Below are 13955 nucleotides of genomic sequence, written 5' to 3'. Positions count from 1 at the left end.
AGCACGTCCGGTCCGTCACATCGGTCGAAGCCCAGACACCAACTCCTGCACCAGCGCCCACGTCGCCTCCGCGACGAGTTGTGGGTCGCCGACGTTCTGCTCCGTGCGTCCGGCCATCGTCGGGATGAGCGCCGCCGGATCGGCGGTGAGGTCGCGGAGCCATCGGAGCGCGTCGCTGGTGACGATGGCGCTGGTGCGGTCACTGCGGAGGCGGTTGAGGCCGTCGGCGATCTCGTCGGTGTCGACCGCGCGCAGGAGGCGGTAGAGGTCGTGGGCGTCCTTGTCGAGCAGGCGACCGGGGTCGCGGTCGTGGCGTTCGCCGATCTTGTGGACCTTGGCGACGACGAGCGCGGCGGGTGACGCGACGTTGGCGTCGATGCGGCGGTCGTCGCCCGGGTCGAGCGCGGCGATCGTGTGGGTGCGGTGATCGACGGTGGCGGCTTCGAGGCCGGGCACCGTGCGGGCGGCCCGCTTTGAGTGCGGCGGGATGCGAGCACCCCGCCGGCCGCCGCCTCTGTGCAGGGCGGCGGGCACGAGCAGCTCGACCGGGATCCCGTCAGGTGAGAGCCAGGCGCCGGGCTGGTGCTCGGTCACGTCCTGGAGGAAGCCGGCCGCGCGCATCGCGTCATCGAGCCTCGGCGCGTCGTGGAGGTCGGCGGGGATGACGGCGAGGTCGCTGTCCTTGGTCTGCGTCGCGATCGGGACGTCCGCTTCTCCGGTGTAGAGATAGACAGCCTGGGCACCGACGAGCACGAGCGCGTCACGCTGGGCCTCCAGTGCCTTGAGTGCGTCGAGCAGTGTCCGTCGCGCGAGGACCGTCGTCGGCGTGTAGGTCATCTCGCGCGCCAGTCGCGCTCGTTCGTGCGCATCCAGTCGAGCAGAGCGCGGCCCTCTTCGGGGTTGCGGCCGGGACCGTTGAGCAGGTCGGCGACGGTTTGCGACGGGGCGGTGTAGGCGACGTCGTCCCGGCGCTGGGTGCGGACGAGGGGGAGGTCGTCGCGCGGTTCGATCAGGAGGACGTTCGCGCGTGTCTGGGCGGGTGGCAGTCTGAGCGCGCGCTGGAGTCTGTCGGCGTCGGGGGTGTAGACGGTGGCGGTTGTCGGCTCGGCGTAGGGGAGCTGCCAGCGGGCGGCGAGCGACCCGCCGACAGCGTAGGGCTGGCGGACGTTGGACAGCGCGCGCTCCACTGCTTCGAGGCCGCGTGGTGCGAGCAGGCGGATCACGCGACGGCCGCGGGTGAGGTCGTAGTCGGCGGACCAACGCTCCAGCAGTTCGTCCCATGTGGCGGATTGGATCGTGCCGCGTCTGTCGCGCTCGATCAGTCCTTCGCGGTCGAGCAGGTCGACCGCGCGCGCGGTCGAGCCGAGCGACGTGCCGGCGGCGGCCGCCAGCTCGCGCATCCGCCACGGTGCCGGCAGGTCGACCAGCGCGCGCACGACCCGTGCGGCGGGCAGGCCCTGCAGGCCGCCGATCGGACCCTCCGGGGTGCGCCATGGGTCGCGGTCGGCGCCGGTGGCGCGAAGCGCGACGGCCGGCTCGTCGACGCTGACGTCCACGTTGCCGGTCGCGTCCACATACGACAGTCCCTCACGGCGCAGCGCCTCCCGCGCACGCGGCGACAGGTAGCGGGCCGCGACCAGGCCGTTAGAGGCTTCGATCTCTCGCAGTTGCCGCGCGACCGACGGGACGTCGCGCGCCTCTATGCGCTGCTTGGCCTCGACCGCGAGGTCCGCCGAGCGCCCGTCGGGCGCGGTCAGGCGCAGCGTGGCGTCCACGCCGCGCGGGCGAGCCATCCTGACCGCGACCCGCCAAGAGGCGGGCAGCAACGCGCGGACGGCGTCTGCTGCGACGGTCGAGAGCTGGCGATCGGTGGGAGTCGTGGGGCCGGTTTGTTCCATCTCGCTAGGTGTTCCGCTGTGTTCGGAACAGGCAGTTCCGTGGAACAAGTGTAGCGCCCCGGGCAGGTTTTGTTCCGCATATAAGCCTGTTCCGGTCGATGCGGAACAACCCAGTAGTCGGAACAAGCATGCCGAGGGCGTGTGCGGGTCTTGTTCCACGTGGTGCTGGCAGTGCGCTCGTCCCGTTCGGCAGCCGCCCGGCCCCAGCGCCGCCCGCTGTCTCGTGAGGTCGAGTGCGCCGAGCGCGTCAAACGGTTTGCGCGTGGCGGGAGCGCGGTGCGGCGTCAGCCAGTCGCCGGCGGCTCGTCGTGGCCTGTACGTTCCTCGGCGAGGATCGCGGCGATTCTCTCCGGTGGTCTCCGACAGCCGCACTCGGCGGCGTGCTCGCGGTGCCACGCGACGCGCTGCTCGAAGGTCGCGCGTTGAGGCATCGGATGGGCTGCGTGCCACTCGCGGTTCATGTCGATCATCGTCCCAGACGCTGCAGCGCCCGCGACGAGGTCGCGCTTCCGGCGAGGTCGTAGTCGGCATGCGGCGACCGCCACTCGCGTCCTCGGCGCTGAGATCCGCAAGTACCGGATCTCAGCGACGGAGGCGCCCTGAGCGCGCGGCCGGCTACTCCTCCCCCTCCAACATCGCCCGCGTCAGCACCCCACCGCCCACGCCCCACCCGCCGTCGACGACCTCGTCCACGAGCACCAGCGTGTTCGGGCGGGCGCGGTCTCCGTAGGCGGCGGCGTAGAGGTCGGTGACGCCTTCGATCAGGCGCTGCTTCTGGGCGGCGTCGAGGGTGCCGGCTGGGACCTTCAGGTTGGCGAAGGGCATGGGTTCAACTCCGGTTGGGTGGTCGGCGGGGCCAGTGGGAGAGCGAGGGGTCAGGCGATCCCGCCGTTGGCGCGCAGCACCTGGCCGTTGACCCAGTGGCCGGCGGGGCTGGCGAGGAAGGCGACGACCTCGGCGATGTCCGCAGGAGTGCCGAGGCGCTCCAGCGGCGGCTGCTTGGCGAGTCTGTCGATCGTCGCCTCGTCCTTGCCGTCGAGGAACAGCGCGGTCGCGGTCGGGCCGGGGGCGACGGCGTTGACGGTCACGTCGCGGCCCCGCAGTTCGCGCGCGAGGATCAGCGTGACCGCCTCGACCGCGCCCTTGCTGGCCGTGTAGGCGGCATAGGTCGGGAACGCGAGCGCGAGCACCGACGTGGAGAAGTTGACGATCGCGCCGCCGGCCCGCACGCGGCGGGCAGCCTGCTGGTCGACGACGAACGTGCCGCGGATGTTCGTGCGGTGCAGTTCGTCGAGCACGTTCAGGTCCAGTTCGGCGATCGGCGCCAGCGCCATTCTGCCGGCCGCGTGGACGACGACGTCGATGCCGCCGAACTCGCGCTCGGCGCGCTCGAACGCGGCCGCGACGGCGACCTCGTCGGCGACGTCGAAGCGGGCGGCGACGGCAGTTCCGCCGCGCTCGCGCACGGCCGCGACCGCCTCGTCGGCGGCCTGCTCGTTGCCGGTGTAGCCGACGACGACCGCGAGGCCGTCGTGCGCCAGCTGCTCGACGACCGCGCGGCCGATGCCGCGCGAGCCGCCGGTGACCAGTGCGACGCGCGGCTTGCCCGCGGACGAGGAGGGCTGTGGGGTGGGGTGTACGGTGTCGGGCGACATGGATGGTCCTCATTGGAAGGCGCCCGCCGGAGGCCTGGCGTGGCGGGCGAAGTCGACTGCCCATCCATCCTCCATCCGATCGGTGGCGAAGTGAAACAGGCGCGCGGTGTCAGCTCACACGCCTGACGAGTGGATGCCGGACCTGCGTGAGCTGCGCGTCTTCGTGACCGTCGCCGAGCAGGCCAGCTTCACGCGCGCGGCAGAGCAGCTCGGGCTCACGCAGCAGACCGTCTCGCGCGCGATCGCGCGCGCGGAGGAGAAGCTCGGGGTCGAGCTGCTGCAGCGGACCACCCGCGAGGTTCACCTGACCCCCGCCGGCGCCACGCTGCTGGAGGCCGGCCGCCCGCTGTTGGAGGCGGCCGAGGCGGCGTACACGCGCACCCAGCTCGTCGGCCGCGGCCTCGGCGGCAGCGTCGCGATCGGCGTCACGCCGGCGATCGGGCCGCACGACCGCACCGACGTCGCGCGCGTGCTGCGCAGGGGCGCGCCGGACCTGTCGGTCGAGCTGCGCGAGGTGCGCCCGCGCGAGATCGTGCCGATGCTGCGCGCCGGCGCGCTCGACCTCGTGCTGAGCCGCGGCAGCGGGCGCGGCGAAGGGCTCCACAGCGCGCCGCTGCGCCCGACGCCGATGATCCTCTGCCTGCCCGCCGACCACCCGCTCGCGCGCGCCCCCGGCGAGGCGGCGGAGGGCGCGGACGGCGACCCGGATCCGATTCCGCTGATCGCGCTGCACGGCGAGCGGCTGATGACCTGGAGCCCGCCCGGCACCTCCTACACCGACGCGCTGCTGAGCGCCTTCGCCGACGCGGGCGCGACGATGACGCCGGTCGAGACGCGCGTCACCGGCGGCGGCGCGGCGCTCGCCGAGCTGTCGGAGATGGGCGCGGTCGCGCTGATGCCGGCCGGCACCGTCCCGCCGCCCGGCGTCGTCGTGCGCGAGCCCGCGCCGCCGATCGCGGTCCCGCTCACGCTGCTGTGGTCGGCCGCCCGCCCGTCGCCGGCGGCGAGCACGCTGACGATGCGGATGGGGACCTCCGGGGGGTGACGCGAGGGGCGCGGCGCGGGTTCTGGCAGGCCGACCGCCGGCCACCGGCTCTTCCGCGGCCCCGCGCGGCTCGCGCCATCGCGGCCGTCGGCGAACTGCCCGCAGCGCCGCCGCGGCTTACGCTGTGGCGATGAGCGACCTTCCCGACACGATCGCCGCCGACGTCCGCGCGGTCCTCGACGGTCTCGGGCCCGCCCCGACAGGCGCGCCGACGGCGGCCGCCTCGCGCCAGCGCCTGATCGACGAGACCCCGGCGATGTGGCCGCACCCGGAGCCGGTCGACGAGATCGCCGACGTGCTGGTGCCCTCGCCGGACGGCGGCGTGCCCGCGCGCCGCTACCGTGCGGGCGCGACCGACGGCCCGGTCGTCGTCTTCTTCCACGGCGGCGGCTGGATGAGCGGCGACCTCGACACCCACGACGGCCTCTGCCGCGCGATCGCGGTCCGCGCCGGGGCGACCGTGCTGGCCGTCGACTACCGCCGCACCCCCGAGCACCGCTTCCCCGCGGCGCTCGATGACGCGATCGCCGCGACGCGGTGGCTGGCGGCCGAGACCGGCCGTGCGCCGATCGTGATGGGCGACAGCTCCGGCGCCACGCTTGCGCTTGGAGTGGCGCTCGCCGCGCGCCGGGCGGCTGCCCAGCAGCCCGCCGGCATCGTCCTGATCTACCCGCCGCTGGAGCCGCGCACGGACTCGCCGTCGCACGTCCGCTTCGCCGACGGCCCGCGGCTCACGCAGGCCGCGATGGCGTGGTTCTGGCGGGAGTACCTCGGCGCGCAGGACACCGACGACGAGCTGGCCGCCCCGGCGCGCGCGTCCGACCTGCGGGGCTTGCCGCCGACGCTGATCGCGCTCGCCGACCACGATCCCCTCCACGACGAGGGCGCCGATTTCGCCCGCCGTCTCGCGGCGGCGGGCGTCGAGGTCGAGACGATCGCACCGGCCGGCATGGTCCACGGCTTCGCCCGTCTGCAGGAGACGGCCGGCGCCCAGCTCGTGTTGGACGCGGTCGCCGCGGCGACGCGGCGTTGGACCGCGGAGCGCGCCGGTTAGTGGCGTGTCAGGCCACGGTTGCCGGTGAGGGCGCTCGGCGCGAGCATGCGACGCACGTACGGCCGGATCCATCTGAGCACTGCGGCTCCGATCGTGGCTGGACCGTCCCATCCTGAGCTGGCGCGTCGGCGCGCGCCGCCAGTTGGCGCGTCAAGCGCCTGTAACGATCTTGCTGACCGGCGGTAGATAGCAGTATGAACGCTACTGACCAACGGTCGACAACGGCCGACACCGAGGCGCGTCGCACGTCGGCCGCCACCGACGCCCCGACCGCGGGCGTCAACGCGACCCGCGAGCCGAGCTTTCTGCTGGCCAAGCCGGAGAAGCGCGTCCTGCGAGCGATCGCACGACGCCTTCCCCGCTGGATCCTGCCCGACGACCTGACGCTGCTCGGCGTCGTCGCGGCGGCGGCGATCTGCGTCGCGTATCTGCTGTCCAACGGCAGCGACGCCTGGCTGTGGGTCGCCAGCGGCCTGCTCGTCGTCCACTGGCTCGGCGACTCGCTCGACGGCACGCTTGCGCGCGTGCGCGGGATCCAGCGGCCGCGCTACGGCTACTACCTCGACCACCTCGTCGACGCGGGCGCGACGGCGGCGATCGCGATCGGCCTCGGGTTGTCGCCGTACATGCTGCTGTCCGTCGGCATGCTGCTCGGCGTCGCCTACCTCGTCCTCTCCGTCAACGTCTACCTCGAGAGCCAGGCGCTCGGCCGCTTCTCGATCGGCTACGGCCTGATCGGCCCGACCGAGGTGCGTGTCCTCCTGATCGCCCTCAACACCGCGCTCGCACTCGGGCTCAACCTCCGCTTCGACGTGTTCGGCACCGACATCACCGCGCTCGACGTCACGGGCGTCGTGCTCGCCGCCGGCATGCTCGTCCTGCTGATCGGCCGCGCACTGAGAAACCTGCGCGAGCTGGCGGTCGCGGAGCCGGCGGCGCCGCGCGGACCGTTCCTCCACCGCTCCGTGCGCGGTCGCATCGCCACCCCTGCCCGCTGACCGTGCGACGCCAGCGCTCGACAGCGATCGGCCGCTTGCGTAGCGTCCCGCGCCATGCACGCTTCACGTCAGCTCCTCGCCTGTCTCGCCGCGGCTGTGCTCTTCGCTGCCGCCGCTCCGTCGCTCGCCGCCGCGGCGCCGGCCCCCGACAGCGCCGTCGTGTTCGTCTCCGGCTTCACGACGACGACGCCGTTCACCTCGTCGGCGCCGCAGTGCGCCGGCCAGGAGGGTCCGACGTGGGGCGCGCCGACGGGTGCGCCCGAGCAGTTGCGCGCGGCCGGGTACGCGGTCTTCACCGCGCCGGTCGGCAACCACGGCAAGGTGACGGCGCCGTGCACCGCGCCGGGGCAGCCGGTCCCGCCCGGCAGCGCCACGATCGACTCCAACGGCGACGTCGACGCCAACGGCCAGGCGCTGCTGACCTTCCTCAGCTTCCTGCGCGTCGACTACGGGATCACGAACGTCCAGTTGGTCGGGCACTCCGACGGCGGCCTGTGGTCGCGCTCGGCGATCACGCAGTACCCGACCGCGACCGCAGCGACGCCGACGATCCAATCGCTGACGACGCTCGGCACGCCGCACACCGGCTCGTTCGGCGCCGACCTGGCCGAGTACGTCCACGACGGCCGGTGCGACACGACCGGCATCGAGCAGGACATCTGCGAGGTGGTGCTGCCGGTCCTCGACGACCTGATCGCGAACCTCGGCGACGACGCCCTCAAGGAGCTGTCGAGCAGCTACCTCGCGGGCTGGAACAGACAGCAGACGATCGGCTGCCCGGTGACGGTCGTCGCCGGCACCTACGTCTCGCTGCCGTCATGGATCGGCTGGGCCGTGCCGAACTACTACGCCCCCGACGACGGCATCGTCGGCGAGGCGAGCGGCCTGAACGAGAACTCCCTGTCGCTCACGCTTCAGCAGATCTCGGCCGCCCCCTTCCAGACGATCGACGGCGGCGCGTTCCCGGTCGTCCACTCGGCGACGCTGTCGTCGCTGCTCGGCACCCCGAACACGCTGACGAACTACGCCGCGATCGCGACCCAGGTGCAGAACACGATCGCCTCGCCGCCCGGGTCGGCGGCGTGCGTCGGCGGGAGCGCGGGTGCGGCGAAGGCGGCTGGGGCCTCCCGGGCGGCGGCTGCCGTCAAGCCCTCCAGCGGCACCCTCCGCTCCCGCTTCGCGACACTGCTCGCGCCCGACAGAGCCGGCCGCTTCGCGGCGCGTCCGCGCGACATCGCGCTGCTGCCGGGCCGTGCCCGTGTCCGCTGCGGCAGACGATCGCTGGCGGCCGTTCCGTTGCTCGGCTCGCGCCGTCTGTTCGTGACCGTGCTGCCGCGCTGCAGAGGCGGGATCGCCGTGAGCGGTCGCAGAGCGCTGATCGTCCGCAGCGATGCCGCGGCGCGCTCGCTCGAGGTCGGCTGGAGAGGCACCGCCGTGAGCGCGACGGTCCGTGGCCGCGGCCTGCGCGACGTCCGGATCGAGACGAAGACCGGCACGCGCTGGCGGCCGCTGCCGAGATCCGGCCGCGCGCTGCTCCCGCTCACGTCCGCCGGCGCGCGCGTCCCGGTCCGCGCGATCGCCCGCGACGCCCGGGGCCACCGCTACGTCGCGACGGCGCAGCTGGCTCGCTGAGGAGCGACGGCGGACCGCGGGCTGCCGCACACGAAGGCAGCTGAGCAGCAGGGCGCCCCGGCCCTCCCTCGTGGGCCGGGGCGTGTCCTGCCGTGGTGGAGATGGCAGCGTCGTGCAGAGTTTGCACCCCCTGCACGCGTCGACAGACTGTCTATCGGCGTATCTGTCGCAGCGTTGAGGTGTGTCGATGTAGCCGGCGCGCAGGCGACGTCGAGAAACAGCGTGATTCATGATCCGCCCGCTCCGTGCGCGGAGTCGGATCGAGCGTGCCGATGGGAGCTGTCGATTCACCGATTGATCGCCGCGGCGCGGTGCGGGAGATTTAGCCGCGCTCCGCCGCGTGCGCCGCTGCTCACGCAGGCGGCCCGCGCCGATCGTCACGACGCCCTCTCACCGCCTGGACCTGCTCACATGACCGCACTGACTCCTTCGCTCGATGCCCTGCACGGTTACGCTCGTCTGCCGAGCGGCTTTCATCAGCTGTTGACCCCGCCGCAGCCGGATCCGCCGTTTCACGACCGCGACGAGCTGGAGCGGACGTGGGGCTGCCGGTGGGGCGCTGACGACGAGATCGCGAAGCTGCGGCGGGTGCTCGTCCGGCGGCCGGGACGGGAGCTGGCCGCGGTGCGCGCCGACGCCTACCGCCCGCAGCTCGACGCGCTCGTCGACGACGGCGGTGCCTGGCACTGGACCGGGTCCGCTGCGCCGGACCTGCAGCTGCTGCAGGCGCAGCACGCGGGTCTGGTCGCGGCGCTGGAGCGCGAGGGGGTCGAGGTGACGGTCGCCGAGCCGCTCGATCCGCGTCTGACGAAGGCGATGTACGTGCGCGATCCGGTCGTCACCGTCCGCGGCGGAGCGATCGTCGGCCGCCCGGCGCCGCGCATGCGGCGGGGCGAGGAGGCGGCGATCACGCGCGAGGTCGCCGCGCTCGGCATGCCGATCCTCGGCACGATCGTCGGCAGCGGCACGCTCGAGGGCGGCTCCTTCGCGAAGCTGCGGCCGGGGCTTGCCGCGCTCGGTACGTCGGTTCGCTGCAACGACGACGGTGCCGAGCAGCTGCGGGAGCTGCTGCGGCGGATCGGCTGGGAGCTGCTCGTGGTCCCGCTGCCGGGCTTCGTCGTCCACCTCGACATCCACTTCGCGATGGTCGACGTCGATCGCGCGCTCGTGAACGCCGAGGGCCTGCCGTACACGTTCATGGAGGAGCTGGCGCGACGCGGAATCGAGTGCATCTGGGCCGATCCCGACGAGCCGTGGGCACTGAACCTGCTCGCGCTCGCGCCCGGCCGCGTGCTCACCTCCGAGAGCGCGCCGCGCACGGCCGAGCTGCTGCGCGGCCACGGCGTCGAGGTCGTCACGATCCCCTACGACGAAGCCCACAAGAACGGCGGGGGCGTCCACTGCTCGACGCAGGAGCTGCTGCGTGATGACGCCGCCTGAGCGCCTCGTCGACCACGTCGACGGCTGGCGGGTGGTGCGCGACCTGCGGGTGCTGGCGAGAGCGACCTCCTCGCGCTCCGGCGCCCAGCGCGTCGCGTGGACCAAGCCCTGGAGCGACGCGCGCGACTGGCTGCGCGAACGCCTCTCCGGTCTTCCGGTCGCGATCGATCGCGACGAGGCCGGCAACGTCTGGGCGGAGCTGACCGGACCGCCGGGCGCGCCGGTGGTCGCGGTCGGCAGCCACTTGGACTCCGTCCCGGACGGCGGGTGGCTGGACGGTGCGCTCGGCGTCGTGGCGGGCGTCGAGCTGCTGCGCGCGGCCTGTGTCAGCCGCTGGGACGGCGCGACGCTGCGGCTGGTCGACTGGGCGGACGAGGAGGGTGCGCGCTTCGGGCACAGCCTGCTCGGTTCGAGTGCCGCGACCGGGTTGCTGGACGCGACCGCGGCGGCGAGGCTGCGCGACCGCGACGGCGTCACGCTCGCCGTGGCGGTGCGCAAGCTGGGACTCGACGTCACGACGATGCACAGGTCGGCCGCGCGCGTGGCCGACCTCGATGCCTTCCTCGAGCTCCACATCGAGCAGGGGCCCGTGCTCGAGCGGGCCGGCGCGGCGCTCGCCGCGCCGGCCGGCTCGGTCGCGATCTCGCGGCGCCGCTTCGTCTTCTCCGGCGCCGCCGGTCATGCCGGCACGACACCGCTGGAGGCGCGGCGCGACGCCGGCGCGGCGGCCGCGCGACTGCTGCTGGCCGTGCGCGAGGTCGCGCGCGATCACGGCGGCCTTGCGACGTGCGGCACGCTGGCGTTGTCGCCCGGCGTGGCGACGGCAGTCGCGGCGGGCGCGGCGCTGATGCTCGACGAGCGGCACGCGCTCGACGAGCGACTTGCGGCGATGGTCGAGGACTCCTCCGCCGTCGCGCGCGAGATCGCCGCCGACGAGGGCGTCGAGCTGGTCGTCGAGCCGGTGTGGTCGTTTCCCGCGGTCAGCTTCGACGCGTCGCTCGTCGCGGCCGCCGTGAGGGCTGCGGCGGCCGAGGCTCCGGTCGCCGCGGACGTCGAGCTCGTGTCCGGGGCGTTGCACGACGCCGTCGCGCTCGCGCGCGCTGGCGTGCCGGTCTCGATGTTGTTCGTCCGCAGTCGCGCAGGCGTCAGCCACAGCCCGGCCGAGGACAGCCACGAGCTCGACATCGTCGCCGGGACGCGCGCGCTCGCCGCGCTCGCCGACGAGGCGGCGCGGCGCGCCCGCTTCCGCTCCCGCGCCTGAACGTCACTGCGGTCGCGTGAGCGGCCGCTGCTCGAACGCGGTCGAGAGCACGATCGAGGTCGTCGGCTCGCCATAGCGCATCAGCTCGTCGATCAGCAGCTCGAGCGCGTCGATCGACGCGACGCGGACCTTGACGATGAAAGCGTCCCCGCCGGTGAGCCGGTGGCATTCGACGATCTCCGGGTACTCCAGCGCCGCCCGGCCGAAGTCGCGCGCCCGCGTCTGCAGGCGGATGAACGCGGTGATCGGCCGGCCGAGCGCCGCGTGGTCGACGCGTGCGCCGAAGCCGGTGATCACGCCGCGGTCGCAGAGGCGGCGCACGCGCTCGATCGTCGCGCTCGGGCTCAGCCCGACGCGCCGGGCCAGCGCGCGCATCGACAGGCGCCCGTCGCGCTCCAGCGCCTCGACGATCAGCCGGTCGAGCTGATCCACCGGCACCACGCTCGCGCGTTCGCGAAGATCGGCGACGACCGGACGTTTGTCTGGTCTGGTGCCCGGCGCGGCGCGCGAACAGCGTGGGCGCGCGGGCATCGCGACCGTAGCGTTTGCGTCATGAGAACGACGATCTCGCCGCCGCCTGCCGCGAGCGCCCCGACACGGCTCGCGGACGCGCTCGACGAGGTGCTGGCCGCCGACCTCGCCCACTTCGCGCCCCCGGGGCACAAGCGCAGCGCCGCGATGCCCTTCGCGCAACTGCTGCGCCACGACATCCAGCTGCTCAACGGCGTCGAGGACCAGCGGCTCTCGCGACGGCTGCTGCGCCAGGCCGAGGAGGCGCTGGCGGATGCCTGGGGAGCCAGTTGGGCGCGCCTCTCGGTCCAGGGCTCGACGCATGCCAACACGGCACTCTGCCTCGCGCTCGCGCGTGACGGCGGCGAGCTGGTCGTCGCTCGCCACGCGCACAAGTCGGTGCTCGCCGGGCTCGTCGTCTCGGGCCTGCGGCCGCGCTGGGTCGTGCCGGAGATCGACGCCGCCGGCGTCGTCGGCGGCATCGACCCGGATCGCTTCGCGGCCGCGCTGCGGGCCGCCGCCGACCCGGTCGGCGCGCTCGTGGTCGAACCGGCGTACACCGGCGGCATCTCGGACCTCGACGCGCTGCGAGCGCATGCCGCCGCACGCGGCGTGCCGCTGCTGGTCGACCAGGCGTGGGGCGCCCACCTCGGCTTCCATCCCGAGCTGCCGCCGTCGGCGCTGTCGCTCGGCGCCGACGTCGCGGTCATCAGCCTCCACAAGACGCTGCCGGCGTTCACGCCTGCGGCCGCCATCCTCGCCGGGCCGGGCGCGCCGGACCGCGGGCGGCTCGAGCTGGCGTTCGACGCGCTGCACACCACCAGCCCCTCCGCCGCGGTGCTCGCGAGCGCCGACCGCGCCCGCGCGTTCATGCAGCGCGACGGCAGCGCCCGCCTGCAGGCCGCGCTGGAGCTGGCGACCGCGCTGCGCCTGCGGATCGACGCGCTGCCGGGCGTGCGCTGCGACGATCCCGCAGCACCCCCGCCGGGCGCGCGCTGGAGCGATCCGCTGAAGCTCGTGATCGACGTCGGCGCGGCCGGCGTCGGCGGATTGGAGCTGGACCGGCGCCTGCGCGCGTCCGGCGTGCAGGTCTCGATGGCTGCGCCCCGCCAGCTCGTCGTGCTGATCACGGTCGCCGACGACGCGCGCGCCGCCGACCGCCTCGTCGTCGCGCTGGAGCGGGCGCTCGCCGACGGCGCGGACGGGAGCCTCAGCGGTGGCGCGTCGAGCGCGACGGCGCTCGCGCTCGCGCTGCCGCCGGTCGCGCTGACGCCGCGCGAGGCGTTCCTGGCCGCACACGACACGGTCCCGCTGAGGGCGGCCGCCGGTCGCATCGCCGGGGAGCTGGTCGCCCCGTACCCGCCCGGGGTCGCGGCGATCGTTCCCGGTGAGCTGATCGCCGCGGACACCGTCGAGGCGCTGTGCGAGCTGGCGGCGGCGGGCGTGCGCATGACCGGCTGCGCCGATCCCGCCCTGCGAACGCTGCGCGTGGTCGCATGAGCGAGCGGGGCGACGCCTGCGGGACGGCTACCGCGCAGGGTCCGCGACACGATCGCTGACGAGCGCGGGGGCCGTCGCGCGGGCGCGGGCGACCGCGAAGTCGAGCACGAGGCGGGCCGCGATCCCGGCGGTGACCCCGAGCGGGTCGCGCATCGGATTCAGCTCGGCGACGTCGAGCGCGTCGACGTGCGGCGCGAGGCGGCGCACGACCGCGCTGACGAACGCGAACGGGAGGCCGCCGGGCTCCTGGTGACCGACGCCGGGCGCGACGCCCGGATCGAGGCAGTCGAGGTCGACGGTCAGGTACAGGCGTGCGCCGTCGGCGGTCGCCGTCGCCAACGCCGCTTCGGCCACCTGGTCGGCGCCGCGCGCCACCGCCTGCGCGGCCGTCAGCTGCGTGATGCCCTTCTCGCGGCACCAGGCATGGAACTCCGGGTAGTTGAAGCTGCGCAGCCCGATCTGCACGAGCCGCCGCGCGGAACCCTGCTCCAGCTCGATCGCCCGCCGCATCGGACTGCTCTGCGACAGCCGCCCCTGCGCGGGCGAGTCGTCGACGAGATCGAGATGCGCGTCGAGCTGGACGACGCCGAAGCGCTCGGAGCGGTCGGCGAGCGCCTGCACCGCGGGGATCGTGATCGAGTGGTCGCCGCCGATCACGATCGGGATCTCGCCGGCGTCATGCGCCGCGCCGATCAGCTCCGCGGCGGCCGCGAAGGTCGCCTCGGTGTCATGGCCCGCGATCGCGACGTCGCCGCGATCGCGCAGCCGCAGGCCGCCGAGGTCCACGACGTCGCCCGCCTCGACGTCCCAGATGCGATCGCCGCGGACGCGATCGAGCCACCAGCCGATCGCCCCGCGCACCGCGTCGGGTCCGTAGCGGCCGCCGGGCGCGCCCAGGGACGCGCCGCCGTCCCACGGGAAGCCGATCAAGCTCAGCCGACACGTCGGCGCTGCCGATCCTG

At 74.2% G+C, this 13955-nt stretch carries 13 protein-coding genes; 7 read left to right on the top strand and 6 right to left on the bottom strand.

What is annotated here, in order from left to right; all coding sequences use genetic code 11:
• Positions 1-15 precede the first annotated feature (15 nt).
• The 4 genes from Q7L65_RS07575 to Q7L65_RS07560 all read right to left on the bottom strand — a co-directional run bounded on the left by Q7L65_RS07575 (position 16) and on the right by Q7L65_RS07560 (position 3553).
• Positions 16-837, bottom strand: a complete 822-nt coding sequence (locus tag Q7L65_RS07575; protein ID WP_304719984.1) for a GSU2403 family nucleotidyltransferase fold protein — start codon at positions 835-837, stop codon at positions 16-18.
• Positions 834-1775: a helix-turn-helix domain-containing protein gene (locus tag Q7L65_RS07570; protein ID WP_304719983.1), complete on the bottom strand. Its 942-nt coding sequence runs from the start codon at positions 1773-1775 to the stop codon at positions 834-836. The genes Q7L65_RS07575 and Q7L65_RS07570 overlap by 4 nt, the downstream gene beginning before the upstream one ends.
• A gap of 738 nt (positions 1776-2513) precedes the next feature.
• Positions 2514-2723: a tautomerase family protein gene (locus tag Q7L65_RS07565; protein ID WP_304719982.1), complete on the bottom strand. Its 210-nt coding sequence runs from the start codon at positions 2721-2723 to the stop codon at positions 2514-2516.
• A 50-nt stretch (positions 2724-2773) separates the two neighbouring features.
• Positions 2774-3553 (bottom strand): SDR family oxidoreductase, encoded by a 780-nt coding sequence (locus Q7L65_RS07560; protein ID WP_304719980.1) that lies wholly within the window; start codon positions 3551-3553, stop codon positions 2774-2776.
• Between the two features lie 133 nt (positions 3554-3686).
• Here Q7L65_RS07560 and Q7L65_RS07555 point away from each other — a divergent pair, with 133 nt between their 5' ends.
• The 6 genes from Q7L65_RS07555 (at position 3687) to Q7L65_RS07530 (ending at position 10983) form a co-directional block, all read left to right on the top strand.
• A complete protein-coding gene (locus Q7L65_RS07555) occupies positions 3687-4598 on the top strand; it encodes a LysR family transcriptional regulator (RefSeq protein ID WP_304719979.1) in 912 nt (303 codons plus the stop codon).
• Positions 4599-4728: 130 nt separating this feature from the next.
• The gene (locus tag Q7L65_RS07550) at positions 4729-5652 is read left to right on the top strand and encodes an alpha/beta hydrolase (protein WP_304719977.1); all 924 of its coding nucleotides are present in this window, start codon (positions 4729-4731) and stop codon (positions 5650-5652) included.
• Between the two features lie 194 nt (positions 5653-5846).
• Positions 5847-6650 carry a CDP-alcohol phosphatidyltransferase family protein gene (locus Q7L65_RS07545; RefSeq protein ID WP_304719975.1) on the top strand — a complete coding sequence of 268 codons (804 nt, stop codon included), beginning with the start codon at positions 5847-5849 and terminating at the stop codon, positions 6648-6650.
• A gap of 54 nt (positions 6651-6704) precedes the next feature.
• Positions 6705-8282 carry a triacylglycerol lipase gene (locus Q7L65_RS07540; protein ID WP_304719974.1) on the top strand — a complete coding sequence of 526 codons (1578 nt, stop codon included), beginning with the start codon at positions 6705-6707 and terminating at the stop codon, positions 8280-8282.
• 411 nt (positions 8283-8693) lie between these two features.
• Positions 8694-9722, top strand: a complete 1029-nt coding sequence (locus Q7L65_RS07535) for a dimethylarginine dimethylaminohydrolase family protein (RefSeq protein ID WP_304719972.1) — start codon at positions 8694-8696, stop codon at positions 9720-9722.
• Positions 9709-10983 (top strand): hydantoinase/carbamoylase family amidase, encoded by a 1275-nt coding sequence (locus Q7L65_RS07530; protein ID WP_304719971.1) that lies wholly within the window; start codon positions 9709-9711, stop codon positions 10981-10983. Before Q7L65_RS07535 ends, Q7L65_RS07530 begins: the two co-directional genes overlap by 14 nt.
• A gap of 3 nt (positions 10984-10986) precedes the next feature.
• Here the strand turns inward: Q7L65_RS07530 and Q7L65_RS07525 are convergent, their stop codons facing one another.
• Positions 10987-11415 carry an Lrp/AsnC family transcriptional regulator gene (locus tag Q7L65_RS07525; RefSeq protein ID WP_304719970.1) on the bottom strand — a complete coding sequence of 143 codons (429 nt, stop codon included), beginning with the start codon at positions 11413-11415 and terminating at the stop codon, positions 10987-10989.
• A 120-nt stretch (positions 11416-11535) separates the two neighbouring features.
• On the opposite strand from Q7L65_RS07525, the gene Q7L65_RS07520 reads away from it, so the two are divergent.
• Complete coding sequence (locus Q7L65_RS07520; RefSeq protein WP_304719969.1) at positions 11536-12993, top strand: aminotransferase class I/II-fold pyridoxal phosphate-dependent enzyme; 1458 nt, start codon at positions 11536-11538, stop codon at positions 12991-12993.
• Between the two features lie 27 nt (positions 12994-13020).
• Here the strand turns inward: Q7L65_RS07520 and Q7L65_RS07515 are convergent, their stop codons facing one another.
• On the bottom strand, positions 13021-13923 hold the full coding sequence (locus tag Q7L65_RS07515) for an arginase family protein (RefSeq protein WP_304719968.1): 903 nt from the start codon (positions 13921-13923) through the stop codon (positions 13021-13023).
• Between the last annotated feature and the right edge of the window lie 32 nt (positions 13924-13955).

The sequence above is a fragment of the Conexibacter sp. CPCC 206217 genome (assembly GCF_030646165.1).
In the GTDB taxonomy this organism is placed as follows: Bacteria; Actinomycetota; Thermoleophilia; order Solirubrobacterales; family Solirubrobacteraceae; genus Conexibacter.
Note: the sequence above shows the minus strand (reverse complement) of the source record. Positions and strands in the feature narration are given on the sequence as shown.

Coding starts and splice junctions, on each gene's coding strand:
- Q7L65_RS07575 (WP_304719984.1), bottom strand. CDS start 837: ATGACCTACACGCCGACGACGGTCCTCGCGCGACGGACACTGCTCGAC.
- Q7L65_RS07565 (WP_304719982.1), bottom strand. CDS start 2,723: ATGCCCTTCGCCAACCTGAAGGTCCCAGCCGGCACCCTCGACGCCGCC.
- Q7L65_RS07560 (WP_304719980.1), bottom strand. CDS start 3,553: ATGTCGCCCGACACCGTACACCCCACCCCACAGCCCTCCTCGTCCGCG.
- Q7L65_RS07555 (WP_304719979.1), top strand. CDS start 3,687: ATGCCGGACCTGCGTGAGCTGCGCGTCTTCGTGACCGTCGCCGAGCAG.
- Q7L65_RS07550 (WP_304719977.1), top strand. CDS start 4,729: ATGAGCGACCTTCCCGACACGATCGCCGCCGACGTCCGCGCGGTCCTC.
- Q7L65_RS07545 (WP_304719975.1), top strand. CDS start 5,847: ATGAACGCTACTGACCAACGGTCGACAACGGCCGACACCGAGGCGCGT.
- Q7L65_RS07540 (WP_304719974.1), top strand. CDS start 6,705: ATGCACGCTTCACGTCAGCTCCTCGCCTGTCTCGCCGCGGCTGTGCTC.
- Q7L65_RS07535 (WP_304719972.1), top strand. CDS start 8,694: ATGACCGCACTGACTCCTTCGCTCGATGCCCTGCACGGTTACGCTCGT.
- Q7L65_RS07530 (WP_304719971.1), top strand. CDS start 9,709: ATGACGCCGCCTGAGCGCCTCGTCGACCACGTCGACGGCTGGCGGGTG.
- Q7L65_RS07520 (WP_304719969.1), top strand. CDS start 11,536: ATGAGAACGACGATCTCGCCGCCGCCTGCCGCGAGCGCCCCGACACGG.